Origin of the sequence: Streptomyces sp. NBC_00669 (genome assembly GCF_036226785.1) — a bacterium.
In the GTDB taxonomy this organism is placed as follows: Bacteria; Actinomycetota; Actinomycetes; order Streptomycetales; family Streptomycetaceae; genus Actinacidiphila.
Genome location: NZ_CP109018.1, coordinates 1,214,018 through 1,237,241 on the forward strand (window position 1 = coordinate 1,214,018; position 23,224 = coordinate 1,237,241).

At 73.0% G+C, this 23,224-nt stretch carries 19 protein-coding genes; 11 read left to right on the forward strand and 8 right to left on the reverse strand.

Annotated elements, in window-relative coordinates:
* Positions 1 to 2: 2 nt before the first annotated feature.
* Positions 3 to 626, reverse strand: a complete 624-nt coding sequence (locus OG896_RS04810) for a nuclear transport factor 2 family protein (RefSeq protein ID WP_329362694.1) — start codon at positions 624 to 626, stop codon at positions 3 to 5.
* Positions 627 to 792: 166 nt separating this feature from the next.
* On the opposite strand from OG896_RS04810, the gene OG896_RS04815 reads away from it, so the two are divergent.
* Complete coding sequence (locus OG896_RS04815; protein WP_328471962.1) at positions 793 to 1,665, forward strand: LysR family transcriptional regulator; 873 nt, start codon at positions 793 to 795, stop codon at positions 1,663 to 1,665.
* A 179-nt stretch (positions 1,666 to 1,844) separates the two neighbouring features.
* On the opposite strand, the gene OG896_RS04820 is transcribed toward OG896_RS04815, so the two are convergent.
* Positions 1,845 to 3,125, reverse strand: a complete 1,281-nt coding sequence (locus OG896_RS04820) for a phosphodiester glycosidase family protein (RefSeq protein WP_329362698.1) — start codon at positions 3,123 to 3,125, stop codon at positions 1,845 to 1,847.
* A gap of 182 nt (positions 3,126 to 3,307) precedes the next feature.
* On the opposite strand from OG896_RS04820, the gene OG896_RS04825 reads away from it, so the two are divergent.
* A complete protein-coding gene (locus OG896_RS04825; RefSeq protein ID WP_329362700.1) occupies positions 3,308 to 4,300 on the forward strand; it encodes a phosphotransferase family protein in 993 nt (330 codons plus the stop codon).
* Between the two features lie 253 nt (positions 4,301 to 4,553).
* On the opposite strand, the gene OG896_RS04830 is transcribed toward OG896_RS04825, so the two are convergent.
* Entirely contained in the window at positions 4,554 to 5,555 is a 1,002-nt protein-coding gene (locus OG896_RS04830) for a beta-ketoacyl-ACP synthase III (protein ID WP_329362702.1), read from the reverse strand.
* Between the two features lie 276 nt (positions 5,556 to 5,831).
* Positions 5,832 to 7,847 (reverse strand): ATP-binding protein, encoded by a 2,016-nt coding sequence (locus OG896_RS04835; protein WP_329362704.1) that lies wholly within the window; start codon positions 7,845 to 7,847, stop codon positions 5,832 to 5,834.
* Between the two features lie 395 nt (positions 7,848 to 8,242).
* On the opposite strand from OG896_RS04835, the gene OG896_RS04840 reads away from it, so the two are divergent.
* From OG896_RS04840 to OG896_RS04850, 3 genes are all read left to right on the forward strand, one after another.
* On the forward strand, positions 8,243 to 9,592 hold the full coding sequence (locus tag OG896_RS04840) for an ABC transporter substrate-binding protein (protein ID WP_329362706.1): 1,350 nt from the start codon (positions 8,243 to 8,245) through the stop codon (positions 9,590 to 9,592).
* Positions 9,592 to 10,611: a carbohydrate ABC transporter permease gene (locus OG896_RS04845; protein WP_443056937.1), complete on the forward strand. Its 1,020-nt coding sequence runs from the start codon at positions 9,592 to 9,594 to the stop codon at positions 10,609 to 10,611. Before OG896_RS04840 ends, OG896_RS04845 begins: the two co-directional genes overlap by 1 nt.
* A gap of 157 nt (positions 10,612 to 10,768) precedes the next feature.
* The gene (locus OG896_RS04850) at positions 10,769 to 11,617 is read left to right on the forward strand and encodes a carbohydrate ABC transporter permease (RefSeq protein ID WP_329373711.1); all 849 of its coding nucleotides are present in this window, start codon (positions 10,769 to 10,771) and stop codon (positions 11,615 to 11,617) included.
* Between the two features lie 10 nt (positions 11,618 to 11,627).
* Here the strand turns inward: OG896_RS04850 and OG896_RS04855 are convergent, their stop codons facing one another.
* On the reverse strand, positions 11,628 to 12,995 hold the full coding sequence (locus OG896_RS04855; protein ID WP_329362708.1) for a PucR family transcriptional regulator: 1,368 nt from the start codon (positions 12,993 to 12,995) through the stop codon (positions 11,628 to 11,630).
* Positions 12,996 to 13,376: 381 nt separating this feature from the next.
* On the opposite strand from OG896_RS04855, the gene OG896_RS04860 reads away from it, so the two are divergent.
* Positions 13,377 to 14,603 carry a lipase family protein gene (locus OG896_RS04860; RefSeq protein ID WP_329362710.1) on the forward strand — a complete coding sequence of 409 codons (1,227 nt, stop codon included), beginning with the start codon at positions 13,377 to 13,379 and terminating at the stop codon, positions 14,601 to 14,603.
* A 198-nt stretch (positions 14,604 to 14,801) separates the two neighbouring features.
* On the opposite strand, the gene OG896_RS04865 is transcribed toward OG896_RS04860, so the two are convergent.
* A complete protein-coding gene (locus OG896_RS04865; protein WP_329362712.1) occupies positions 14,802 to 15,776 on the reverse strand; it encodes a zinc-binding dehydrogenase in 975 nt (324 codons plus the stop codon).
* A 264-nt stretch (positions 15,777 to 16,040) separates the two neighbouring features.
* On the opposite strand from OG896_RS04865, the gene OG896_RS04870 reads away from it, so the two are divergent.
* From OG896_RS04870 to OG896_RS04880, 3 genes are read left to right on the forward strand one after another with little or no spacing between them, the layout of a single operon-like run.
* Positions 16,041 to 16,682, forward strand: a complete 642-nt coding sequence (locus tag OG896_RS04870) for a TetR/AcrR family transcriptional regulator (protein ID WP_329362713.1) — start codon at positions 16,041 to 16,043, stop codon at positions 16,680 to 16,682.
* Between the two features lie 53 nt (positions 16,683 to 16,735).
* Entirely contained in the window at positions 16,736 to 17,380 is a 645-nt protein-coding gene (locus OG896_RS04875) for a GNAT family N-acetyltransferase (RefSeq protein ID WP_329362714.1), read from the forward strand.
* Positions 17,377 to 18,165, forward strand: coding sequence for an SDR family oxidoreductase (locus OG896_RS04880; protein ID WP_329362715.1), 789 nt, complete (start codon positions 17,377 to 17,379; stop codon positions 18,163 to 18,165). Before OG896_RS04875 ends, OG896_RS04880 begins: the two co-directional genes overlap by 4 nt.
* A 25-nt stretch (positions 18,166 to 18,190) precedes the next feature.
* On the opposite strand, the gene OG896_RS04885 is transcribed toward OG896_RS04880, so the two are convergent.
* Positions 18,191 to 18,574, reverse strand: a complete 384-nt coding sequence (locus OG896_RS04885) for a VOC family protein (protein WP_329362717.1) — start codon at positions 18,572 to 18,574, stop codon at positions 18,191 to 18,193.
* A 181-nt stretch (positions 18,575 to 18,755) separates the two neighbouring features.
* On the opposite strand from OG896_RS04885, the gene OG896_RS04890 reads away from it, so the two are divergent.
* Entirely contained in the window at positions 18,756 to 19,313 is a 558-nt protein-coding gene (locus OG896_RS04890) for an ATP-binding protein (RefSeq protein ID WP_329362719.1), read from the forward strand.
* A gap of 112 nt (positions 19,314 to 19,425) precedes the next feature.
* Complete coding sequence (locus tag OG896_RS04895; RefSeq protein ID WP_329362720.1) at positions 19,426 to 20,790, forward strand: amidase; 1,365 nt, start codon at positions 19,426 to 19,428, stop codon at positions 20,788 to 20,790.
* On the opposite strand, the gene OG896_RS04900 is transcribed toward OG896_RS04895, so the two are convergent.
* A complete protein-coding gene (locus OG896_RS04900; RefSeq protein WP_329362721.1) occupies positions 20,775 to 23,201 on the reverse strand; it encodes an excinuclease ABC subunit UvrA in 2,427 nt (808 codons plus the stop codon). The two genes, OG896_RS04895 and OG896_RS04900, sit on opposite strands and share 16 nt — an antisense overlap.
* Between the last annotated feature and the right edge of the window lie 23 nt (positions 23,202 to 23,224).

Genomic DNA, 23,224 nt, shown 5'->3' on the forward strand with positions numbered 1-23,224 from the left:
GATCAGCCGAAGACGGCGCCCGGGTCGCCGCTGTACCAGATGTTGTCGATCCGAAGGGTGCGGATCAGCCAGCGCCCGGCCCCGCCCCCGGCCGCGTTCCCGCCCCCGGACCCGGACCCGTCATCGCCCGCGGACCCGAACCCGGAGCCGTCCCCGGCAGGGACGAGCGCGACCGCGTAGAGGTTCTTCAGCAGCGCGTACGTCGTACGGTCGGCGGTGAGGAGGTGCTGGGCCTCGACCAGCGCGGTGAGTTCGGCGCTGCCGCGGTCGGCCGCGACGGCGACGCGCGGGTTGCTGACGGTGTGACTGGTGCCGACGCGGCCGTCGAAGCCGGTGAGGATCGTGTCCACGATGGTGTCGGCGCCGGTCATCACGGGGCTGTGGCCGCCCCATGCCGCCGCGGCCGGGCCGAAGTCGAGCGTGGCGTCGTCGGCGAACGCGGAGCGGAACAGGGCGCGGTCGTGCAGGTCCTGGCCGAGGCCGAAGCGGTACAGGGCGTCGGTGATCTCGGCGCGGTCGGCGAGTTCGCGGACCGCGTCCTCGGTGCGGCGCGCGTCGAGGGCGTACGGCCGGGTGCGGGTGGCGGCCGCGGCGTCGGTGCCGAGCGGGGTGCGGGAGAGGTGCATGCGTCCAGGCTGCGGGCCCGGACCCGGCCGATCAATCGCCGTTGGCTCAACGATCGTTAAGTGGGATTTAATACTTGTCGGTGGATCAAGGACATCCCCGCGGCGCGGTTGCGGCCGGGGCGGTCGGAGTCTGGGCGGGGCCGGCACGGGGGAACGGAGGCCAGGCGTGGAGCGGTACGAGATCGAGGCGTTCCTGACGCTGGCCGAGGAGTTGCACTTCGGGCGGACCGCGGTCCGGCTGCGGGTGACGACGGCCCGGGTCAGCCAGGTGATCGGGAAGCTGGAACGGCGGGTGGGCGCGCCGCTGTTCGAGCGGACCAGCCGCAGCGTGGCGCTGACCCCGGTCGGGCGGCGGCTCCACGACGACCTGCGCCCGGCGTTCGAGCGGCTGGAGGCGGCGCTGGCCACGGCGGTCGCGGCCGGGCGCGGGGTGAGCGGCCGGCTGGGGGTCGGCTTCGTGGGGGCGGCGGCCGGGCAGTTGATGATCCGCGCCACGGAGGCGTTCCGGACCCGGTACCCGGAGTGCGAGGTGGAGATCCGCGAGGTGCAGATGGGCGAGGCGCTGGAGCGGCTGCGGGCCGACGGGCTGGACGTGCTGATCGCGTGCCTGCCGCTGACCGGTCCCGATCTGGCCAACGGCCCGGTGCTGCTGTCGGAGCCGCGGATGCTGGCGGTGCCGGCCGGGCACGCGCTCGCCCAGCGCGGCTCGGTGTCGGTGGAGGACCTGGCCCGGGTGGAGGTGCTCCAGGCGCCGTGCTCGCTGCCGGATCACTGGCGGGAGCCGGGTTCGCCGCGGTTGACGCCGGGCGGCCGCGCGATCACGGCGGGGCGTTCGGCGGCGACCTTCCAGGAGATCCTCACGCTGGTGGGGGCGGGCCTCGGGGTCTTCCCGGTCGGGGCGCACGCCACGCGCTTCCACGCCCGGCCCGACGTCGCCTACGTGCCGTTCCACGACACGCCGTCCCTGGAGTGGGGTCCGGTCTGGCGCACGTCGCGCGTCAACGCGCGTATCCGGGCGTTTGTCGCTGCCGCGGGCTGAGCCGTGTCCCCCCGGGGTGGCCGGTTCTGTCGGTTCCGGGATCACCTGCCGGTGGAGGGTTACGCGCGCCGTTCCCCGCGCCCCTTGGCGGTTGCGGCCCCTTCCGCGGAAGGAGCGGCACCTACCAGGGGGCGGGGAACCGTGGGGACGGGACCGGCCGGACCGGAGGGTCTGCTCGGCTAGCGCGCGTACACCGCCACGAAGTCGCGGGTGGCCTGGACGTAGTAGCGGTCCGGCGGGTCCTCGAAGTCGAGAATGTTCGTGGGCTTGGGGTTCGCCGGGTCGTGGCTGCTGTCGTAGGACATGAAGGAGGGCCACGCGCGGTTCATGTCCAGCGGCATGGCGCGGACGGCGCCGGCGCGCTGCATGAGGTCGGCGAGGCTCTGCGCGTTCAGCGCCTGCCCGACGACCATGATGATGTCGCCCTGGGCGGTGACGCCGACGCCGGAGCGGGGCACGAACATGCCGCCCTGGTCGCTGACCCCCCAGTTGGAGTCGTCGTCGATGTCGGGGACGACCTTGCCGCCGTCGACCATGAGTTGCAGGCACTGGCGTACGCCGACCACGTCGGGGGTCATGCGCACGTCGCGGCCCCAGACGCCGACCTTGATGGAGCCGTCCTTGTAGAAGACCTCGGAGGCGGCGCCGTCGCGCAGTTCGCCGTCGGTCTTGCCGTCGAGGTAGAAGCCGCCGCGGGAACCGCCGTCGGTGATCCGGAACCCGCCGTTCCAGGTGGCGACGAGGCCGGTGCGACGGCCCTTGGGGATGGTGGGCGGCACGTCGAAGGTGCCACCGGGTTCCATGAAGCCCGGGTGGAGCTGGAAGCGGGCGTACTTGCCGCTGATCCACGCGACGGCGGCCTCGTAGGAGGTGTGGTCGCCGTCGGGGCGGACATAGGTGCCCTGGACGATGGGCATGCCGTGGGCGCTGCTGAGCGTGCGGTAGACGCCCTCGCCGGGCAGCGCCGGGCTGACCGGCGGCTTCATGGGGGCGCGCAGCGCGACCAGGGGCTGGCCGTGGGCGGCGCCCTTGCTCCCGGGCACCGCCCCCGAAGCCGCGCCGGCCGCGGCGGTGGCGCCCGCGGTGGCCTTCATCCGGGCCAGCGCGTCGGCGGACAGGGTGCCGCCGACCTTCGGCGGGTGCATCCGGTACTGGACGTTCTCCAGCTTGTCGACCACGAAGCCGAGTTCGTGGTCGCGGGCCCACTCCGCCAGGCGGGCCTCGGTGCTGTCGCTGCCGGGGTAGGTCAGCGCCCTGCCGACCGACCAGCCGATGGTGCCGGCGCACACCAGGCAGACGCCGAGCGCGCCGCGGGTGACGATGCGGCGGCGGCGCAGTTGCGCGGGGGTCAGGTCGCGGCGGTGCTTCCAGGGCAGCAGCCGCCTGCGCGGTCTGCGTCCGGGGCCGCCGCCCGCCGGGTCGGCGGTGTCACCGTCGGGCTGCTGTTCCGCGATCGTCATGCCGCTCCTTCCATGTGCCCGCGCGCACATCGATCCGCTTTTCATATGTAATGACCCTTGTGGGTGCCGGTGTATCGCGCGGGCGCCCAGAAACACCCACCCGCCGCACGCCGCCCGGGCGCGCCGGCGCCGTAGGGTGGCCGGGCCTCGCACGGGGCACTGACGACGAGGGGGCCGCGGGCATGGCAGCACACGACGAGGTGGCGGCGGTGATGGCGCGGGCCGGGGTGCCCGCCGACCGGATCGCCGCCGCCACCGCGCTGACCGGCGGCACGTACAACGCGCTGCACGCGGTGGACCTCACCGACGGCACCCGCCTGGTGCTGAAGGTCCCGCCGCCCGCGCACCTGCCGCGGCTGCGCTACGAGGCCGGGCTGCTGCACGGCGAGGAGCGGTTCTACGTGGCCGCCGAGGCGGCGGACGTGCCCGCGCCGCGGGTGGTGCGGGCCGAACCGGACGAGGGCACCGGGCAGCCGCCGTACCTGCTGATGACGCACAGCCCGGGCCGGCCCTGGCACCTGGTGGCGGCGGAGGACGGCATGGGTGAGGACGAGAACGCCCGGCTGCGGGGCGAGTTGGGCACCTTGATGGCGCGGCTGCACGCGGTGCGCGGCCCGGCTTTCGGCTACCCGTCCGGCAGCACCGGCCCGCTCACCGACCGGTGGGCGACGGCCTTCGCCGCGATGACCGACGCCATCCTGGACGACGCCGAGCGGTACGGCGCGTGGCTGCCGGTCACGGTGGCCGAGGCGCGCGCGGCGTTCGCGGCGGCCGGTCCGCTGCTGGAGCGGGTGGAGACGCCGGCGCTGGTGCACTTCGACCTGTGGCCGGGGAACGTGCTGCTGGTCGGAGCGCCCGGTGCCCGGAGCGTCGGCGGACTGATCGACGGGGAGCGGATGTTCTGGGGCGACCCGCTGGCCGACTTCGCGTCGCTGGAGCTGACCGACAGCGTCCCGGAGGACGACCCGGCCTTCCGCGCCGGATACGCGGCCGGTGGCGGTTGCACCACGTGGGACGAGGCGGCCCGGCGGCGGATCGCGCTGTACCGCGCGTATCTGCACCTGATCATGCTGGTCGAGGTGGTGCCGCGCGGGTACGGCGGGGAGCACCTGGCCTGGGCGCGGGAGTTCGCCGGGTCCCGGCTGCCCGGGGAACTGGCCGCCGCGGCCGGCTGACGCGGGCGAGGAACGCGGCGGGGGACGCGGCGCGCGCCCGGCGACGGCTGTGACAGAAGTGGCCGAATCCTTTCGGAGGACCGGGGTGCTCTGAGAGGATGCCCCTGCGGCTCGCGGCCGCCCTGACACGGCCGTAGGCTGCGCATTTCGCTCAGGCGGGGTGCCGGACGAGGAGGCGGTGATCCACGGATCACCGCCTCCTCGTGCTGCGGCGCGCCGTCGGCCGCTGGCCGGTACGGCGCTCTTGACGCCGTTACGGCAGGGTCGCGACCACGGCCGCGTACGACAGGCCGGAGCCGTAGCCGAGCAGCAGAGCGGTGTCCCCCGAGGCGGCGTCGCCGGCCGCCAGCACCGCGTCCATCGCCATCGGGATCGACGCCCCCGAGGTGTTGCCGCTGGTCACGATGTCCTTCGCGACGGTCACCCGGGCGGGCAGCCCCATGGACTTGGTCATGCTGTCGATGATCCGCTCGTTGGCCTGGTGCGGGATGAACGCGTCGAGGTCCTCGGGCCGGAGCCCGGCCGCCTCGACCGCCTGCACGGCGACCTTCGCCATCTCGTACACCGCCCAGCGGAAGACCCGCTGGCCGTCCTGGCGCAGCGCGGGGAAGGGGTGCTGCGGGTCGTCCCTGAGCGTGTTCCACGGCACGCTCTGCCGGATCGCGTCGGCCTGCGAGCCGTCCGCGCCCCACACCGCGGGGCCGATGCCGGGGGTCTGCGACGGGCCGACCACGACCGCGCCCGCTCCGTCGCCGAAGATGAAAGCGGTCGAACGGTCCGTCAGATCTATGATGTCCGACATCCGTTCGACCCCGACCACCAGGACGTGGCCGCCACGGGCCCGCACCGCGTCCGAGGCGAGCACCACGCCGTGCACGAACCCGGCGCAGCCCGCGGAGATGTCGAAGCCGGCCGCGCGGTCGGCGCCCACCCGGTGGGCGATCTCGGTGGCGATCGCCGGCGTCTGCATCAGGTGGGTGAAGGTCGCGGCGATCACGCAGGTCACGTCGCTCGGGGTGATTCCCGCGGCGGCGATCGCCTTGAGGGCGGCGGCCTCGGCCATCACGCCCAGCGTCTCGTCCGGGTCGGCCCAGCGGCGGGTCACGATGCCGGTCCGCGCGCGAATCCACTCGTCGGAGGAGTCGATATGGCGGCACGCCTCCGCGTTGTCCACGATCCGCCGGGGGCGGTACGCGCCCACTCCGAGAATTCGGCTGTGCGGTGCCCCCATGGGCACAGCGATCTCAGCTTTCATGGGAGCCTTTCAGGCCATCGACCGGCCGGGAGGTCCACACCCCCGGCCGCGGCACCCCCGATGGGTGCCTCCCCGATTCTCCCGCGCACGCCGGGGCCCGGCGCACAGCCACCCCGGCACCCGCGCCCGCGTCGCCCGGCGCCGGCGTCCGGGCGCGCGGCACGGCGGCGGCACGCGACGGCCGTACGGCGGCTTCCCGCTGCCCCGCGGCCCGCTCCCGCCGCTCACCGGGGCCGCGCGAACCGCCGTACGGCCCAGGCGCGTCGCACGGGTGATCTAGCTCACAGGCATGGTCGGGGAGGCGGCGCCGGACGCGTAGGCCCGCGCGTAGCGGGTGTCGCCGAGGGCGCCGCGGGCGGTGCGCTCGTACTCCTCGCGGACGGCGCGCAGTTCGGGCGTGCCGCGCTGCGGGTGGCCGACGCTGCGCCAGACCGCCTCGCCGTGGCCGTACACCCGGGCGGCGTGCTCGACCGATCCGTCGGCGGCCAGCGCCGCGGCCAGCACGTCGAGGCCGAGCGCGGTGCCGAAGGCGTCGCCCAGTTGCCGCTTGGCGTCGAGCATGGCGCGGGCGCGGTCGGCCGCCTCGTCGGGGTGGCCCTGGAACAGGGCGATCAGGGAGAGCTGGTAGTCGAGGTAGGAGCGGGTCCAGCGCTCGCCGATCTCCTCGCAGTGGGCGCGCAGTTCGATCGCGTCGCGGCGGGCCCGGTCCAGGTCGCCGAGGCCGGTGTGGGCGAAGATCTCCACCAGGTGGCAGCGCAGGCGCGCCGGTGAGTCGAAGGCGAAGCCGGGAGCCGCCGCGAGGACGTCGCGGACCGTGCGGCGGGCGTCCTCGCCGCGGCCGGTGAGCAGGGCCAGTAACCCGGCGAGGTAGGCGGCGCCGAAGACGCCCTCCTTGTCGCCGTCGGCGTCGGCGGCGCGCACCGCCTCGTCGCTGACGCGTAACGCCTCGTCGTACTCGCCCTGGAGGGTGAGCGTGACGCCGAGTCCGGCCAGTGCGCGGGTCCGGGCCGGGCCGGGCGGGACCGGGCCGGCCAGCGCGCCCTCCAGGGCCGCGCGGGCCTCCTTCAGCCGGCCGCAGCAGGTCCAGAAGAAGACCAGCAGCCCGGCGAGTTCGGCGCCGCGCTCCGGGTCGTCACCGGACAGGTGGTCCAGCGCGGTGCGCAGGTCGGTGTGGGCGTCCTCCACGATGCGGTAGCAGTGGATCTGGTCGCTGCCGGGCCAGCTGTGCTCCGCCCAGCGGGCCAGCGCGACGAAGTGGTCGGCGTGGCGGGCGGTCAGCGACTCCTCCTCGCCGAGCTCGCGCAGCCACTCGCGGCCGTACTCGCGGATGGTGTCGAGCATGCGGTAGCGCTCGCCGTCGCGGCGCACCACGCTCTGGGCGACCAGCCGCTCCACGCCGGCCGCGACCGCGTCGGCGTCCAGCGGGGCGCCGGCGGTGACCGCGCGGGCGGAGGCGAGGTCGAAGGAGCCGCGGAAGACCGTCAGCCGCGCCCACAGCAGGCGCTCCGGCGGGTCGCACAGCTCGTGGCTCCAGCCGATGGCGGTGCGCAGCGTCAGGTGGCGGCGCGGCCAGACGAAGCCGGTGCGGCGGGCGAGCACGTCGAAGCGGGAGCCGAGGCGGGCGGCGACATCGGCGACGGACACGGTCGGGCCGACCTGCGCGGCGGCCAACTCGACGGCCAGCGGGATGCCTTCGAGCCGCCGGCAGATCGACTCGGCGGCCTCGGCGGCTCCTTCGGCGGACAGCGCGTGCGGGTCCTGGTCGGCGACGCGCTGGGTGAACAGCTCCAGCGCGTCGGGGCCGGCCGGCAACGGGGCCACCTCGATGACCTGTTCGGCCGCGCACTCCAACGGGCGGCGGCTGGTGGCCAGCACGCTCAGCCCAGGGACCTTCGCCAGCACCTCGCCGACCAGGCGCGCGACCGGGTCGACCAGGTGCTCGCAGGAGTCGAGCACCAGCAACAGCCGCTTGCCGTCGAGCCATTCGCACAGCGCGTCGACCGGCATCCGCGGCGAGTGGTCGGACAGGTCGACCGCGTCGCTGACGGTGGCGAGCAGCAGGTCGTCGCCGTCGAGCGTGGCCAGATCCGCCCACCACACGCCGTCGGGGAAGAGTTCGGGCGCGTACGTGGCCATCCGGGTGGCCGCGCGCTGCGCCAGCCGGGTCTTGCCGACCCCGCCCGCGCCGGTGAGCGTGAGCAGCCGACGTGACGCCAGCAGGCCGTCCAACCTGGCCAGTTCGGGCCCGCGGCCCACGAAACCCGTTGTCTCCTGCGGAATGAAGCCCTTCATGACGACAGCGTGGCATCGAACAGGCGCCGAAGGCAGCCGGTAGGCACGATCAGGCCGAACAGCGCGTTACGGGCAGACCGCGTCCGCCCTCGGCGGGCAACCGGCCGCGGCCTGGCGCACCGGCGCGCACGGCCGGTTCGGCCTACCCCGTTATCGAGTTGACGGAAGCGAACACGATTAAACACGGTGTGCGCATCACGGTCCGGCAACGCATCGACAGCAGGGCGTTGACGGTCTTCTGCATGTGGCGTAGAACTACCCTGCGATTGCGATGGCGTTTCATCTTGGTGACTTCTGTTGGAAACGGATCGGCGGGAAGCGTCGCCGAGAGGTTCCGACACCCGGGTTTTCGCCAGCTGTTCCACCAGATACGCCCACACACACATGGAGGCACCATGTCGGAGGTCGAGTCGTCGGGTACCACGGGCAGCCCGCTGTCCGCGACCCGCAGGAACCTGCTCAAGGGCGTCGGGGTCGCCGGCCTGACCGCCGCCGGCGGCGGCCTGCTCGCGGCGTGCGGTGGTTCCGGCGACAAGAAGAAGGACTCGGGCAGCAAGAAGCCCGTCGCGGGGAGCACGGTGACCTTCGGGTCGAACTACTCCGACGCGGCGCCCAAGGCCGCCTTCGCCGCGCTGACGACCGCCGCGACGGCGTCCAGCAAGGTGAAGGTGAAGATCAACACGGTCGACCACAACACCTTCCAGAACAACATCACCAGCTACCTGCAAGGCACCCCGGACGACCTGTTCACCTGGTTCGCCGGATACCGCATGCAGTACTTCGCTGCTCAGGGCCTGGTCGAGCCGATCGACGATGTGTGGGAGAAGATAGGCGGCAGCTTCAGCCCCGCGGCGAAGAAGCTTTCCACCGGTCTTGACGGCCACCAGTACCTGGTGCCGATCTACAACTACCCGTGGGTGGTCTTCTACAACAAGAGCGAGTTCGCCAAGCGGCACTACACCATTCCCACCACATGGGACGAATACATCGCGCTGGCGAAGCAGATGAAGAAGGACGGGCTGATCCCGATCGCCTTCGCCGACAAGGACGGCTGGCCCGCGCTCGGCACCTTCGACATCCTCAACATGCGGATCAACGGGTACGACTACCACAACAAGTTGATGACCCACAAGATCCCGTGGACCGACCAGGGCGTGCACACGGTCTTCCAGCACTGGGCCGAGCTCATGCCCTACATGCAGACCGGCGCCAACGGCCGGCTGTGGCAGGACGCCGCCAAGTCCCTGGAGGCCAAGCAGGCCGGGATGATGTTCCAGGGCACCAACCAGGTCGCCGCGCAGTACGTGACCGACAAGGCCGACCTGGCCGACCTGGACTTCTTCACCTTCCCCGCGGTCAACCCGCAGTGGGGACAGGACTACATGGACGCGCCCACCGACGGGTTCATGCTCAGCAAGAAGGCCAAGAACTCCGACGCCGCCAAGGCGATCCTGGAGTACATCGGCACCGGCCCGGCCGAGTCGACGTACCTCAAGACCGACCAGTGGGACGTCGGCCTGGTCAACGGCCTCCAGGTGCCGACGTACAACGCGATCCAGAAGAAGTCGGTGGAAGAGATCGCCAAGTGCAAGGCGGTCGCGCAGTTCATGGACCGCGACTCCGACCCGGCCATGGCCAACGCGATGATCGCGATCTGCCAGAAGTTCATCGACGACCCGAGCACCTCCAACATCACCAAGCTCCAGCAGAGCGCGGAGAAGCAGGCGAAGGCGATCTACTCCTGATGAGCGCTACGTCCCAGGGGCGTACCCCGGCGGCGGTGTCGGACAAGCCCGAGGACCTCAAGTCCCCGGTCCGGCGCCGCCGTCGGCGGTTGCGCACGATGACCGCCCGCGACCGCATCGTGGTCGCGCTGCTGCTCGGCATACCTCTGCTGCTCGACCTGGCCTTCGTGTGGTTCCCGGCGATCGGCACGGTCCTGCTGTCGTTCACCAAGTGGAACGGCGTGGGCAGCCTGCACGAGAAGACGTGCAAGCCGAACATGCCGTCGATCCTCAACAACGGCTGCTGGTACGGCGTCCAGAACTACCACCAGGCCGCCACCATCTACCCCGAGTTCTGGCCCGCGGTCCGCCACAACCTGATCTGGCTGGCGGTCTTCGTGGTGATCGCCACCCCGCTGGGCATGCTCTTCGCGGTGCTGCTCGACCGCGGCCTGCGCGGCACCCGGATCTACCAGAGCCTGCTCTTCCTGCCGGTGATGCTGTCGCTGGCGCTGATCGGCATCATCTGGGAGTTCGTCTACTCCCAGAACTACGGTCTGATCAACACGGTGATCGGCAGGAACGGGAACGACAACGCGATCGACTGGCTCGGCAATCCCCATCTGAACCTGTGGGCGGTGCTGCTGGAGGCGACCTGGCGGCAGGCCGGGTACGTGATGATCCTCTACCTGGCCGGGCTCAAGGCCGTCGACCCGACGCTGCGGGAGGCCGCGCTGATGGACGGCGCGAACCCCTGGCAGACCTTCTGGCGGGTGATCTTCCCGGTGATGAAGCCGATCAACATCGTCATCATGGTGGTCACCGTCATCGAGAGCCTGCGCGCCTTCGACCTGGTCTACATCACCAACAAGGGCATCAACGGCCTCGAACTGCTGTCGGTGCTGGTGACCTCCAACATCGTCGGCGAGACCCAGCGGGTCGGCTTCGGCTCCGCACTGGGCGTGGTGCTCCTGGTGATCTCCCTGGTGCCGATCACGATCTTCCTTTATCAGACGTTCCGCCGGGAGGACACCCCGTGAGCGACGCATGCGAGGCAGGCGACGTGCAGGTAAGCGACCGCCCGCGGCTTCGCCGAGCAGGCGGAGAAGCGAACAAGGAGGACGCGTGAGCTCCGAGACCCTTACCCGGCCGCGGACCGAGGCGCCGCGGGTCGGCGGCCCCGGTGCCAAGCCGCGGCTGCGCGGGCAGATCGCCTCGCAGGCGTTCCTGATCGTCGCGTCGGTGCTGTGGATTTTGCCGATCCTCTTCGCCCTCTACGTGGCAGTACGCCCCTACTCCGACACCAGCAAGTACGGCTACGTGTCGCTGCCGCACCACCTGACGTTCCAGAACTTCCGGGACGCCTGGTCGCAGTCGGACATGCCGCACTTCTTCTGGAACTCGGTGCTGATCACGGTGCCGGCGGTGGTGATCGTGCTGGCGCTGGCCGCCGGCGTCGCCTTCGTCCTGGTCCGGGTCAACGTGAAGATCAACGTGGCGCTGCTGATCGTCTTCACCGCCGGCAACCTGCTGCCGCAGCAGGTCATCATCACCCCGCTCTACCGGATCTACCTGAAGATCCCGCTGCCGCACTTCCTCGCGGACAGCGGCCTGATGTACAACTCGATCTTCGGTCTGATCGTCATCAACGTCTCCTTCCAGCTCGGCTTCTGCGTGTTCGTGCTGAGCAACTACATGAAGTCGATCCCCGGTGAGATGTACGAGGCCGCGCTCGTGGACGGCGCCAGCCTGTGGACCCGGTTCTGGCGGCTGACCGTGCCGCTGTGCCGCCCGGCGCTGGCCGCGCTCGCGACGCTGCTGACCACCTGGATCTACAACGACTTCTTCTGGGCGATCACCCTGATGTCGTCGGGCGACAAACGGCCGGTGACCTCGGCGCTCGCCAACCTCCAGGGGCAGTTCGTGAGCAACCAGAACCTCATCGCCGCGGCCGCGATGATCGCCGCGATCCCGACGCTGGTGGTGTACCTGTGCCTCCAGCGGCAGTTCATCGCGGGTCTGTCCCTCGGGTCGAGCAAGGGCTGAGTCCCGCGCTTCACGCGCCGTACGCCGCCAGCGCGGCCTGGAGCCTGGGCAGGTCCGGGCCGTGCGCGGCGTTCAGCCCGGTCAGCGCGCTGGTCCGGCGCAGCCGGTAGTCCACCGTGTTCGGGTGGATGTGCAACCGCTCGGCGGTGCGCCGCCGGTCCAACCCGCAGGCCAGGAACGTACGCAACGTCTCCAGCAGGTCCGCGCGGCCCTCCAGCGGGCGCAGCAGCGAGGCGAGCCGGTCGCGGGCCGGGCTGGGCAGGGTGAGCTGGTACTCCAGCAGCACGTCGTCCAGCCGGTACAGGCCCGGGCCGCGCCCGCAGCTCTCGGCGACCTGCCGTATCCGGGCGGCCAGCCGGGCCGCCCCGGCGACGTCCTGCGGGGGCGCCGCGACCGCCGCAGCGGTCAGCTCGGCGCCGCAGGCCCGCGCCATGTCCCGCACGAGTCCGGCAAGCCGGTCGAAGTCGGCGGCGCAGTCAGCCGCGGAGTCAGCGGCGGGGGCGTGGCAGCCGGCGCCCGTGAGGCCGTGGACGCCGGTGGTGTCGGGGGTGGCCCCGGGGGCCGGCGCCGTGTCCCGGGTGGTGTCGCGGGCCGTGTCGTGTGCCGGGGCGGCCGGGACCAGCGCCACTCCGCCGTCGGGCGACAGTGCCGACAGCGCCTCGCCGTGCGCCCAGCGGTCCAGCTCCGCCCGCATCCGGCGCAGTTTGCGGCCCGCGGCGATGCCCGGGTCGACGCCGGGCGTGTGCTCGTCCGGGTGCGGGGCGGCGGCCACGCTCACCACCCAGTAGCGCTCCGGCAGCCGCATCCCGGCGCGCTCGGCCGCCTGCCGCGCCGCGCCTCCGTCCAGCAGGGCCGACAGCAGCGCCTGACGCGCGCTCTGCCGCTCGCCGAGCGCCGCCTGGCTCTCGGCGATGTACCCGGCGAACACCGACGCGGTGACCGCGTCGAGGTAGCGCAGCAGAAGCTTCTGCGCGGCCAGCACGTCCGCCAGGTCCTCCGGGCCGGCGTCCGCCAGCACCTCGTCCAGGCACTCGTACGCACCCAGGAAGTACGCCCCGACCACCGCGTCCAGCGGGATGTGCTCCTGCGCGCGGCGCGCCGCCGAGCGGTGCGTCAGCGCCAACTGGGCGGCGGTGGGCGGCTGCCCGGTCCGCAGCACCTGCGCGAAGGAGCGGATGGCGCGGACCACCACCGCGGTGATGTCGCCCCGCAGCTGCTCGGCGGGCAGGGACGCGTACACCGGAATCCGCTCGGTCAGCCGGGTGACCACGCGCGCGGCCAGCTCGTGCACGGCGGTGACCAGGCGCTTGTCCAGCGGGGTGCCGCCGATGGTGATCGGGGCGGCGGGGCGTGGCACCGCCGCGGGCTGCGTCGTCACAGGGCACCTCGCGGGTTGCGGGCGCGCGCGGGTCGGATCGCGGGGCCCTACGCGCCCGGATACGGGACCTTCCACTATTACCTACGGGTAACCCCGGTGTGAAGTGCCGCTCCCGGCTTTGTGCCCGGTCACAACCGGGCGGGTGAAAGTCTGCGCCACCACCCCAGGCTCATCGCGTACCGGCCCGGCACATGATGGCGTGACCCCGTGAGACCCGCTGAGCCCGATGTTCCCGTCGATCCCGTCCTTCCCGTCATTCCCGTACGGCTGATCCGTCCCACGCACCCCGCGTGCGCCGTGTCACCCGTCCGGCCTGCCGCCGCGGCGGACACCCGCCCGCCCCACCACCACTCCCCCACCCCCGAGGACTCGAGGAGAGCCGTGCGCAAGCCCTACGCCCTGGCCGTGACCGCCGCTCTGGCCTGCACCTGCATGTTCCTGCCCGCCGCCGCGAGCGCGTCGGCCGCGGCACCGTCCGCCACCACCGCACCCGGTTCCACCGTGCCGGACCAGGACCCCTTCTACGCGGCCCCGGCCGACATCGCCTCGTACGCGCCCGGCTCCGTCGTCGACAGCCGCCCGGTGCCGGGCGTCAACCTCTTCGGCATCTCCGTCCCGGTGAACGCCTGGCAGATCTCCTACCGCACCAACGACTCGCACGGGCAGGCCGAGCTGGCCGTGACCACCCTGGTGGTGCCCAAGACCGCCTGGACCGGGTCCGGGCCGCGGCCGGTGGTCTCGCTCCAGACTCCCGAGGACAGCGTCGGCACCAGTTGCGCCCCCTCGTACCAGATCGCCACCGGCAAGGACGTGCAGGACGCCGCGCTGGGCGCCCAGCTCCTCGCGGCCAACTGGGCAGTGGCGGTGCCCGACTTCGAGGGACCCAAGTCGGTGTTCCTCGCCGGGCCGCAGGCCGGGCACGCCGTGCTCGACGGCATCCGCGCGGTGAAGGCGTTCGACACCGCGGGCATCGGTCCTGCCAACCCCTGGGCGCTGGACGGCTATTCGGGCGGCGCCGAGGCGACCGGCTGGGCCGCGCAGCTCCAGCCGTCCTACGCGCCCGAGGTGAAGCTGGCCGGTGCCGCGATCGGCGGGCTGCCCTCCGACCCGTCCTCGGTCGCGAGCTACATCGACGGCACCGCTTTCGCCGGCTTCGAGTTCGCCGCCGCGTACGGCCTCGCCACCGAGTTCCCGGAGTCCGGCATCAACGGACTGCTCAACTCCCGCGGGCAGCAGGACTTCGCGTCCATCAAGGGCACCTGCGAGCTGAACATCCTGCCGGCCTACGCCTTCCGGAAGCTCAACGAGGACACCTCCGTGTCCGACCCGCTCGCCGTCCCCTCGGTCGCGGCCGTCCTGCGCGCCAACACCCTCGGCTCCGCCGCCCCCACCACTCCCGTCTACGACTACCACGCCAACACCGACGAGATCGTGCCCGTCGGCCAGGACAACACCGCCGTCAGCGGCTGGTGCGCGGCCGGCGGCACCGTCGAGAAGGTCCGCGACCTGCTCGGCGAGCACGCCGAGGAGGCCGCCGCCCGCGCCGTGTCGGTCGAGGTCTTCCTGGCGAACCGCTTCGCGAACAAGCCGCCGAACAGCTCCTGCTGACGGCACGTCTGCCGGCACATCGACCGACTCGACCGACACTTCGACCGACACCTGGACCGACATCTGGACCGACGCCTCGACCGACACCTCGCGCCGGCCTGATCCGGCCGAGCCCTCCAGGCGCCTGCCCGGCCGCACCGGGCAGGCGCCTCGGGCATTTCGCTTCGGGCAGCGAACGGCCCCTGGGCACGGGCGGGTTCAGGGAGTGATCAGCACCGCCCCGACGTTGGCGCGGCCCTCGACGGCGGCGTGGGCGTCGGCGGCGCGCTCCAGCGGGAAGGAGGCGTGCACCCGGGGCACCAGCCGGCCCGCCGCGGCCTCGGCGAGGGCCAGGGCGACATCGGCGCGCTGCTCCGCGGCGGGCTTGGCGAAGACGATGCCGAGCACTCCGATCACGGCCAGACCGCGCCCGGCGATCGCGAGGGGGTCCAGCTCGGCCCAGCGCCCGGACGTGAACCCGTACAGGCCGAACCGGCCGCCGCCGTCGGCGGTCGCGGCGAGCGCCTGCACGGCGGTGTCACCGCCGACCGCGTCGAGGACGACGTCCGCGCCGCGCCCGGCGGTCGCCTCGCGGACCTGCGCGGCCCAGTCCGCGTCGGTGTAGTCCACGACCACGTCGGCGCCGAACTCGCGTGCGGCGGCGGCCTTTTCACCGCCGCCGACCGCACCGATCACCGTGCCCGCGCCCAGCACCCCGGCCCGCTGCACCAGCAGCGAGCCGATCCGGCCCGCGGCGGCCGTGACCAGCACGCTCTCGCCCGGCCGCGGCGCGATCGCGGCGAGCATCCCGATCGCGAGGGCGCCGGACTGGGCGACGGCGACGGCCGTGTCCAGCCCCAGCGCCTCGGGCACGCGATGGGCGTTGACGGCCTCGGCGACGGCGAACTCGGCGTACCCGCCGCTCATTCCGACGGTGGCGGCCACCACCCGGGCACCGACCAGCGCCGGATCGGTACCCGGGCCCGCCGCCACGACCCGCCCGCCGACCTCCAGGCCGGGCACGTACGGCAGCGGGAACGGGTAGCGGCCGGACCTGACGATCACATCGCCGTACGACAGTCCCGCCACCTCCACGGCGACGAGCACTTCGCCCTCGGCGGGGGCGGGGATCTCGACGTCCTCGACCCGCAGGACGTCCGGCGGGCCGAACTCGCGGACTCGGATGGCTTTCACGGGTGGCTCCTCGGAAGGCGGACGGGCGGACGGGCGGACGGAGCGGGCGCGGACGAGGTACGTGAACGCGGAGTGCGCGCGCCGGCGTCTGCGTTGACAGTCGCTCCCGATCGAGACAGCATGTCCCGATCCGGGCAGAGAGTGTCCGACCGGTCGGCACGTCTCGTTCGGGGCAGTGGTTCCGTGACCAGCCTCGCGTTCCGCCGGCGGCAGCGGCAAGCAACAGATCGACCGACGTGTCCCGTTGTGGACAAGGAGCGCGAAGTGTCCCAGCCCACCGAGAACGTCCGGGTCCGGCGCACCCGCAAACTGCTGCGGGACGCGCTGATCGAGCTGATCGACGAGCGCGGCTTCGACCGCGTCACCGTCGGCGGGATCACCGAGCGGGCGATGGTCAGCCGGGCCGCCTTCTACCGGAACTACCGCGACAAGTTCCACCTGGTCGAGCAGATCTTCGACGACGCGATGGCCGACCTGCACGGCTCCATGGCCGATGCCCCGCCCGGCTCCTCCGCCACCGCCCCGACCGACCACGGCACCCCACCCGACCGCGCCGCCGCCCCCGCCGGCACCCGGACCGACGCCGAGCGGTGGGTCTCGTTCTTCGAGCACATCGCCCAGTACCACCGCTTCTACGGCGCGTTGCTCGGCAAGCGCGGCAGCACGTGGTTCGCGGCGAGGATGCAGGCGTCGCTGGCGGACATGACCCGGCCGCACCTTCCGGCCACGGGCACCGCCGACGGCCTCGCGGCCTCCGTGCTCGGCGCCCTGTTCACCCAGTCGATCACCTGGTGGCTGGACCAGGGGATGCCCTCGCCCCCGCAGGAGATCGCCCGCCGGTCCGCCCAACTCGCCGGCGCCGTCATCTCCGTGGCCAACGGCTGGTCCGCGCCCGCCCCGAAGTGAGCCCGCCCGGAACCGCAGGGGCCCCACCGGTCGGTTCCCCCACACTGGGGACCGTGCACCGCCACCGGATCGACACCCCGCACCCCGACGAGGCCGCCGCCCTCGCGGACGTCCACCTGCGGACCTGGCTGGAGACGTACCCGAACGCCGAGGCGGGCATCGACGCGGCCTGGATCACCGAGCACATCGGCCCGGTGACGGCCCCGCCGGGTGTCGCCCGCTGGCGGGCGGTGATCGCGGACGCGCGGGACCGCCCGGATCGGACGTTCTGCCGGGCGGTACGACCGGTGGACGGCGACGGCGTGGCGGGCTTCCTGTGCGGGCTGCGCGAGCCGGCCGTGGAAGGGACGCCGGGCGGCACCCGGCGCCCAACGCCCGGCTCCCACGTGGTCACCCTCGGACCGATGTATCTGCTGCCCGAGGCGCGCGACCACGGTGTCGGCGGCCGCCTGATGACCGACTTCCTCGGCTGGACCGGCGCCGACCCCGCCCGGCTGTGGGTGACGTCGTACAACGAAGCCGCGATCCGCTTCTACGCCCGCCACGGCTTCCGGCCCACCGGCGAGCGCGAGTTGTGGCACGGGCGCCTCCCGAACCTGCGGATGGCACGGGCGCCGCGCGTCCCGACCGTAGGACCCGCGGGGGCCGTAAACCGGTTGCCGGGAGGGTCGGGGGTGGCCGAGGATCGCGGACCGTGACGACTTCCGCCGACAGCTCCCGTGCCGTCTCCGCGTCCCGCCCGCTCGCGCTGGTCACCGGTGTGGGGCGGACGGTCGGGATCGGCGCGGGGATCGCCGCGCAACTGGCCGACTCCGGCTGGGACATCGCGTTCAGCTACTGGAACCCGTACGACGCGCGGATGGCGTGGGGGGTGGAGGACGGCGCGGTCGAGGCGGTCTCGGCCGACCTGGCCGGGCGCGGCGCGGCCACTGCCGCGATCGAGGCCGACCTGGCCGAAGTGGACGCGGCGGCACGGGTGTTCGACGCGGTCGAGCGGCGGCTCGGGCCGGTGACCGCGCTGGTGATGTGCCACTGCGAGTCGGTCGACTCGGGCCTGCTGGACACGAGCGTCGAGAGCTTCGACCGCCACTTCGCGGTCAACGCCCGCGCGAGCTGGCTGCTGGTACGGGAGTTCGGCCGCCGGTTCACCGGGGCCCACGGCACCGGGCGGATCATCGCGCTGACCAGCGACCACACCGTCGGCAACCTGCCCTACGGCGCCAGCAAGGGCGCGCTGGACCGGATCACCCAGGCCGCCGCCAGGGAACTCGCCCACCTGGGCGTCACCGCCAACGTCATCAACCCCGGCCCGGTGGACACCGGTTGGATGACGGACGGACTCCGCGACGACCTCGTGGCGCAGACCCCGCTCGGCCGCCTCGGCACCCCGCGCGACACCGCGCACCTGGTGGACTTCCTCTGCTCGCCGCGCGGCCAGTGGATCAACGGGCAGCTCCTGTACAGCAACGGCGGCCTCGCGTAGGGCGCGTCGCGCCCACCCGCCCGGTTCAGGACGGGTAGGTGCTCAACTCCACGAGGTTGCCGTCCGGGTCGCGGACGTACACGCTCGTGATCGCTCCGGTCGCCCCGGTCCGCTCGACCGGCCCCTCCTCCACCGCGACACCGTGCCCGGCGAGTTCGGCGACGACCTCGTCCAGCGGCTGCTCCACCACCAGGCACAGGTCGGCGCTGCCCGGTGTCGGCCGCGCGGCCTTCGGCTCGAACTCGTGCCCCGCCCGGTGCAGGTTGATCTTGCTGTGCCCGAAGGTGAGCGCCTTCCGCCCGCCCCGGAAGGTCACCTCGGTCATCCCGAGCACCCCCGCGTAGAAGGCGATGGCGGCGTCGATGTCCCGGACGGTCAGGACGAGGTGGTCGAGGCGGTCGACACGCATGGCGGCTGCACGGTTCCTTCCGGCACGGGGGTACGGGGTACGGAGGTTCGGGCGCAGCAGGTACGGGCCGTACCTGCTACCCGGCGAGCGTACCGAGCCGGTCGGGCGGACCCGGCCGGCGCCGCGTACGTCGGGCGTCCGGCGCGCGCCATGCCTGCTCGCTACGGCCGAATGGTGGGAATTGCCGCGCATTCCGGCTAACCGTGGTGCGAGGAGCGCCGACGGCGGGCAGGAGCTAGCCGATCCCACCGACCGCACCGACACCGCCGACACCGCCGACACCACCGACCCCACCGCACATCTCCAGCCCATCGAGATCCAGATGACCGTCACCACCGTCGCCAATCCGCGCGGCCGCCCCGGCTACGAGGCGACGCTGCCCTGCGCGCCGCAGAGCGCGCGGTCCGCGCGGAACCTCGTCACGATCGTGCTGAGCGTGTGGGCGCTGGACGACCTGGCCGAGGACACCGCCGCGGTGGTCGGTGAGCTGGTCGCCAACGCGGCCCGGCACACCTCCGGTTCGCGGTTGCGGGTGTCGATCACCCGGCCGGGCGGGCAGCTCGTCCGGGTCGCCGTGACCGACCACTCCCCCGAACTCCCGGTGCTGCGCATCCCCGACCCCCAGGACGAGCGCGGCCGCGGCCTCGTCCTGGTCACGGCCCTCGCCGAGACCTGGGGCGCCACCCCGCTGCGCCGCGGCAAGCGGGTGTGGGCCGAGTTGCGCAGCACCCGGGCCTGACAGGCGAGTTCGGGCCGGCCGGCGCCCGGACGAACCCGTACCCGCAACCCCGCGCGTCTCCCTCGCGTCTCCCACCGGCGCACCGCTCCGCGCATCTGGCACGCTGGCCGTCGTGGACGTGAGAACGTACGGCATGGAAGGTGCGGCGTCGGTGACGGCCGACGAGCTGTGCGACCGGATCGACCTGCGGGACCGGGCCGTTCACGCGTTCGTCGCCGGGTCGGAGACAAGTGCCGCCCGGCGGGAGCGCGTTCACCAGGAGCTGGCGGCCTTGCACGCGTGCCCGCCGGTGGACGGGGCGCGGCCGCCGCTGTTCGGTGTGCCGGTCGCGGTCAAGGACATCGTGCGCGTGGACGGGCTGCCGACGCGCGCCGGATCACGGCTGCCCGCCGAGGTGTTCGAGGGCGCGCAGGCGTCCGTCGTGGACCGGCTCCGCGCGGCCGGGGCCGTGGTCGCGGGGAAGACCGTGACGGCCGAGTTCGCGATGTCCGCACCGGGCCCCACCCGCAATCCGCACGCGCTGGACCACACGCCCGGCGGCTCCAGCAGCGGGTCCGCGGCAGCGGTCGCGGCCGGCATGGTGCCCCTGGCGATCGGCACGCAGACGGGCGGATCGCTGATCCGGCCGGCGGCGTACTGCGGTGTCGTCGGGTTCAAGCCGACCGTCTCCCGCATCCCGATCGACGGTGTCGTCCCCAACGCGCCGACCTTCGACACCCTCGGGATCTTCGCCGCGACCCCCGCCGCGGTGGAGGTGGCGGCCGCCGCGCTGTGCGACGGCTGGCAGCCGGTGGTACGCGACGCCGGGCGGCGCCCTCCGGTGTTCGGCGTGCCCGACGGGCCCTACCTGGACCGGGCCGGGGCGCAGGCGCGTACGGCGCTCGAACGGCAGGTGGCGGCCCTCACGCGGGCCGGGTGCGCGGTGCGCAGGGTGCCGATGTTCGCGGACTTCGCCCGCACCGCCGACGACGTGTTCGCCGTGAACCGCCACGAGGCCGCGCGCAGCCACGCCGAGTGGTTCCCCCGCCACGGCGGCCTCTACCGGGAGCAGTCCGCGGCCACCGTCCGCCAGGGGCTCGCGATCTCCCGCACCCGCTACGAGGAGGCGCTGGCGGCGCGCGACGATTTCCGCGCCGGGCTGCTCGCGGCGACCGACCGGGCCGGGGTCGACCTCTGGATCTGCCCGGCCGCCACCGGCCCCGCGCCCCACGGCCTGTCCGACACGGGCGACCCCGTCATGTGCCTGCCCTGGAGCCACGCGGGCTGGCCGTCGCTCGCCCTGCCCGCCGACCGGACCCCCGACGGGCTCCCGCTCGGCTCGCAGTGGGTCGCTCGCGCGGGAGCCGACGAGCAGCTCCTCGCCTGGGCCCGCGCCGTCGCCCCGCTGCTCCTTCCGCCGGCTCGGCCAACAGCTCGGCTGACCGCTCAGCCGACGGCTCAGCTGGCCGCCCCGCCGGCCGCTCAGCCGCCGACGTAATCCGCCAGGTGCTCGCCGGTGAGGGTGGAGCGGGCGGCGACCAGGTCGGCGGGGGTGCCCTCGAAGACGATCCGCCCGCCGTCGTGGCCGGCGCCGGGGCCCAGGTCGATGATCCAGTCGGCGTGCGCCATGACCGCCTGGTGGTGCTCGACCACGATCACCGACTTGCCGGCGTCGACGAGGCGGTCGAGCAGGCCGAGCAGTTGCTCGACGTCGGCGAGGTGGAGGCCGGTGGTCGGCTCGTCGAGGACGTAGACGCCGCCCTTGTCGGCCATGTGCGTGGCCAGCTTGAGCCGCTGCCGCTCGCCGCCGGACAGCGTGGTGAGCGGCTGGCCGAGGCTGAGGTAGCCGAGGCCGACGTCGGCGAGCCGGCCGAGGACGGCGTGCGCGGCCGGGGTCCGCGCGTCCCCCGCGCCGAAGAACTCCGCCGCCTCCGCCACCGGCATCGCCAGCACCTCGCTGATGTCGCGCCCGCCCAGGTGGTAGTCGAGCACGGACGCCTCGAACCGCTTCCCCTCGCACACCTCGCAGACGCTCGCGACGCCCGCCATCATGGCCAGGTCGGTGTAGATGACGCCGGTGCCGTTGCAATGCGGGCAGGCGCCCTCGGAGTTGGCGCTGAACAGCGCCGGCTTCACACCGTTCGCCTTCGCGAACGCCTTCCGGATCGGGTCCAGCAGGCCGCTGTACGTCGCCGGGTTGCTGCGCCGCGAGCCGCGGATCGGGCTCTGGTCGATCGACACCACCCCCGCGTCGGCGCCGGCCCGGCCGCTGCCGAGCGATCCGTGCACGAGCGAGCTCTTGCCCGAGCCGGCGACGCCGGTGACCACGACCAGCACCCCGAGCGGGATGTCGACGTCCACGTCCCGCAGGTTGTGCGTCGTCGCCCCGCGGATCGGCAGCACGCCGGTGGGCTCGCGCACGGTCTCCTTCAGCACGGCCCGGTCGTCGAAGTGCCGGCCGGTGACGGTGTCGGCGGCCCGCAGCCCCTCGACGGTGCCCTCGAAGCAGACGGAGCCGCCGCCCGGGCCGGCGCCGGGGCCGAGGTCCACCACGTGGTCGGCAATCCGGATCGTCTCCGGCTTGTGCTCCACCACCAGCAGCGTGTTGCCCTTGTCGCGCAGCCGCAGCAGCAGGTCGTTCATCCGCTGGATGTCGTGGGGGTGCAGGCCGACGGTCGGCTCGTCGAAGACGTAGGTCACGTCGGTGAGCGAGGAGCCGAGCTGGCGGATCATCTTCACCCGCTGCGCCTCGCCGCCCGACAGCGTGCCCGACGGCCGGTCGAGCGAGAGGTAGCCGAGGCCGATCTCGGAGAACGAGTCGAGGGTGTCGCCGAGCGCGGTGAGCAGCGGCGCCACCGAGGGCTCGGCCAGGCCGCGCACCCAGTCGGCCAGGTCGCTGATCTGCATCGCGCAGGCGTCGGCGATGCTGATCCGGCCGATCCGCGACGAGCGCGCGCCCTCGCTGAGCCGGGTCCCCCCGCACTCGGGACAGGCGGTGAACGTGACCGCCCGGTCCACGAACTCCCGCACGTGCGGCTGGAGGGATTCCCGGTCCTTGGAGAGCATCGACTTCTCGACGCGCGGGATCAGACCCTCGTAGGTCATGTTGATGCCCGCGATCTTCATCCGGACCGGCTCGTGGTGCAGGAAGTCGTGCAGTTCCTTCTTGCTGAACCGGCCGACCGGCTTGTCCGGGTCGTAGAAACCCGACTCGATGTAGAGCCGCGAGTTCCAGCCGCCGCCCTTGTAGCCGGGCACGGTGATCGCGCCGTCGTTGAGGGACCTGGACTCGTCGTAGAGCTGTTCGAGGTCGATGTCGGAGACGGTGCCGCGGCCCTCGCAGCGCGGGCACATGCCGCCGGTGCGCTGGTAGGTGACCTTCTGCGCCTTCTTGGCGCCGCGCTCGACGGTCATCGCGCCGCTGGCCCGGACCGAGGGGACGTTGAAGGCGTAGGCGCTCGGCGGGCCGATGTGCGGGGTGCCGAGCCGGCTGAACAGGATGCGCAGCATCGCGTTGGCGTCGGTGGCGGTGCCGACCGTGGAGCGCGCGTCGGTGCCCATCCGCTGCTGGTCGACGATGATCGCGGTGGTCAGCCCCTCCAGCACGTCGACCTCGGGCCTGGACAGCGTCGGCATGAAGCCCTGGACGAAGGCGCTGTACGTCTCGTTGATCAGCCGCTGCGACTCCGCGGCGATGGTGCCGAAGACCAGGGAGCTCTTGCCCGAGCCGGACACGCCGGTGAACACCGTCAGCCGGCGCTTCGGGATCTCGACGCTGACGTCCTTGAGGTTGTTCACGCGGGCGCCGTGCACCCGGATCAGGTCGTGGTCGTCGGCGAGCCGCGGCTCGGGCGCGCGGCCGGCGGCCTTGGCGCCGCTCTTCGCGGCGGTCTTCCTGGCCGTGCTCATGCTCTCTCCATCTGCTCCGCGGG

Excerpts from the sequence above, each read along its gene's own strand:
- OG896_RS04900 (WP_329362721.1), bottom strand. The coding sequence starts at position 23,201 with ATGAGCACGGCCAGGAAGACCGCCGCGAAGAGCGGCGCCAAGGCCGCC.
- OG896_RS04885 (WP_329362717.1), bottom strand. The coding sequence starts at position 18,574 with ATGCGTGTCGACCGCCTCGACCACCTCGTCCTGACCGTCCGGGACATC.
- OG896_RS04810 (WP_329362694.1), bottom strand. The coding sequence starts at position 626 with ATGCACCTCTCCCGCACCCCGCTCGGCACCGACGCCGCGGCCGCCACC.
- OG896_RS04840 (WP_329362706.1), top strand. The coding sequence starts at position 8,243 with ATGTCGGAGGTCGAGTCGTCGGGTACCACGGGCAGCCCGCTGTCCGCG.
- OG896_RS04845 (WP_443056937.1), top strand. The coding sequence starts at position 9,592 with ATGAGCGCTACGTCCCAGGGGCGTACCCCGGCGGCGGTGTCGGACAAG.
- OG896_RS04825 (WP_329362700.1), top strand. The coding sequence starts at position 3,308 with ATGGCAGCACACGACGAGGTGGCGGCGGTGATGGCGCGGGCCGGGGTG.
- OG896_RS04835 (WP_329362704.1), bottom strand. The coding sequence starts at position 7,847 with ATGAAGGGCTTCATTCCGCAGGAGACAACGGGTTTCGTGGGCCGCGGG.
- OG896_RS04830 (WP_329362702.1), bottom strand. The coding sequence starts at position 5,555 with ATGAAAGCTGAGATCGCTGTGCCCATGGGGGCACCGCACAGCCGAATT.
- OG896_RS04820 (WP_329362698.1), bottom strand. The coding sequence starts at position 3,125 with ATGACGATCGCGGAACAGCAGCCCGACGGTGACACCGCCGACCCGGCG.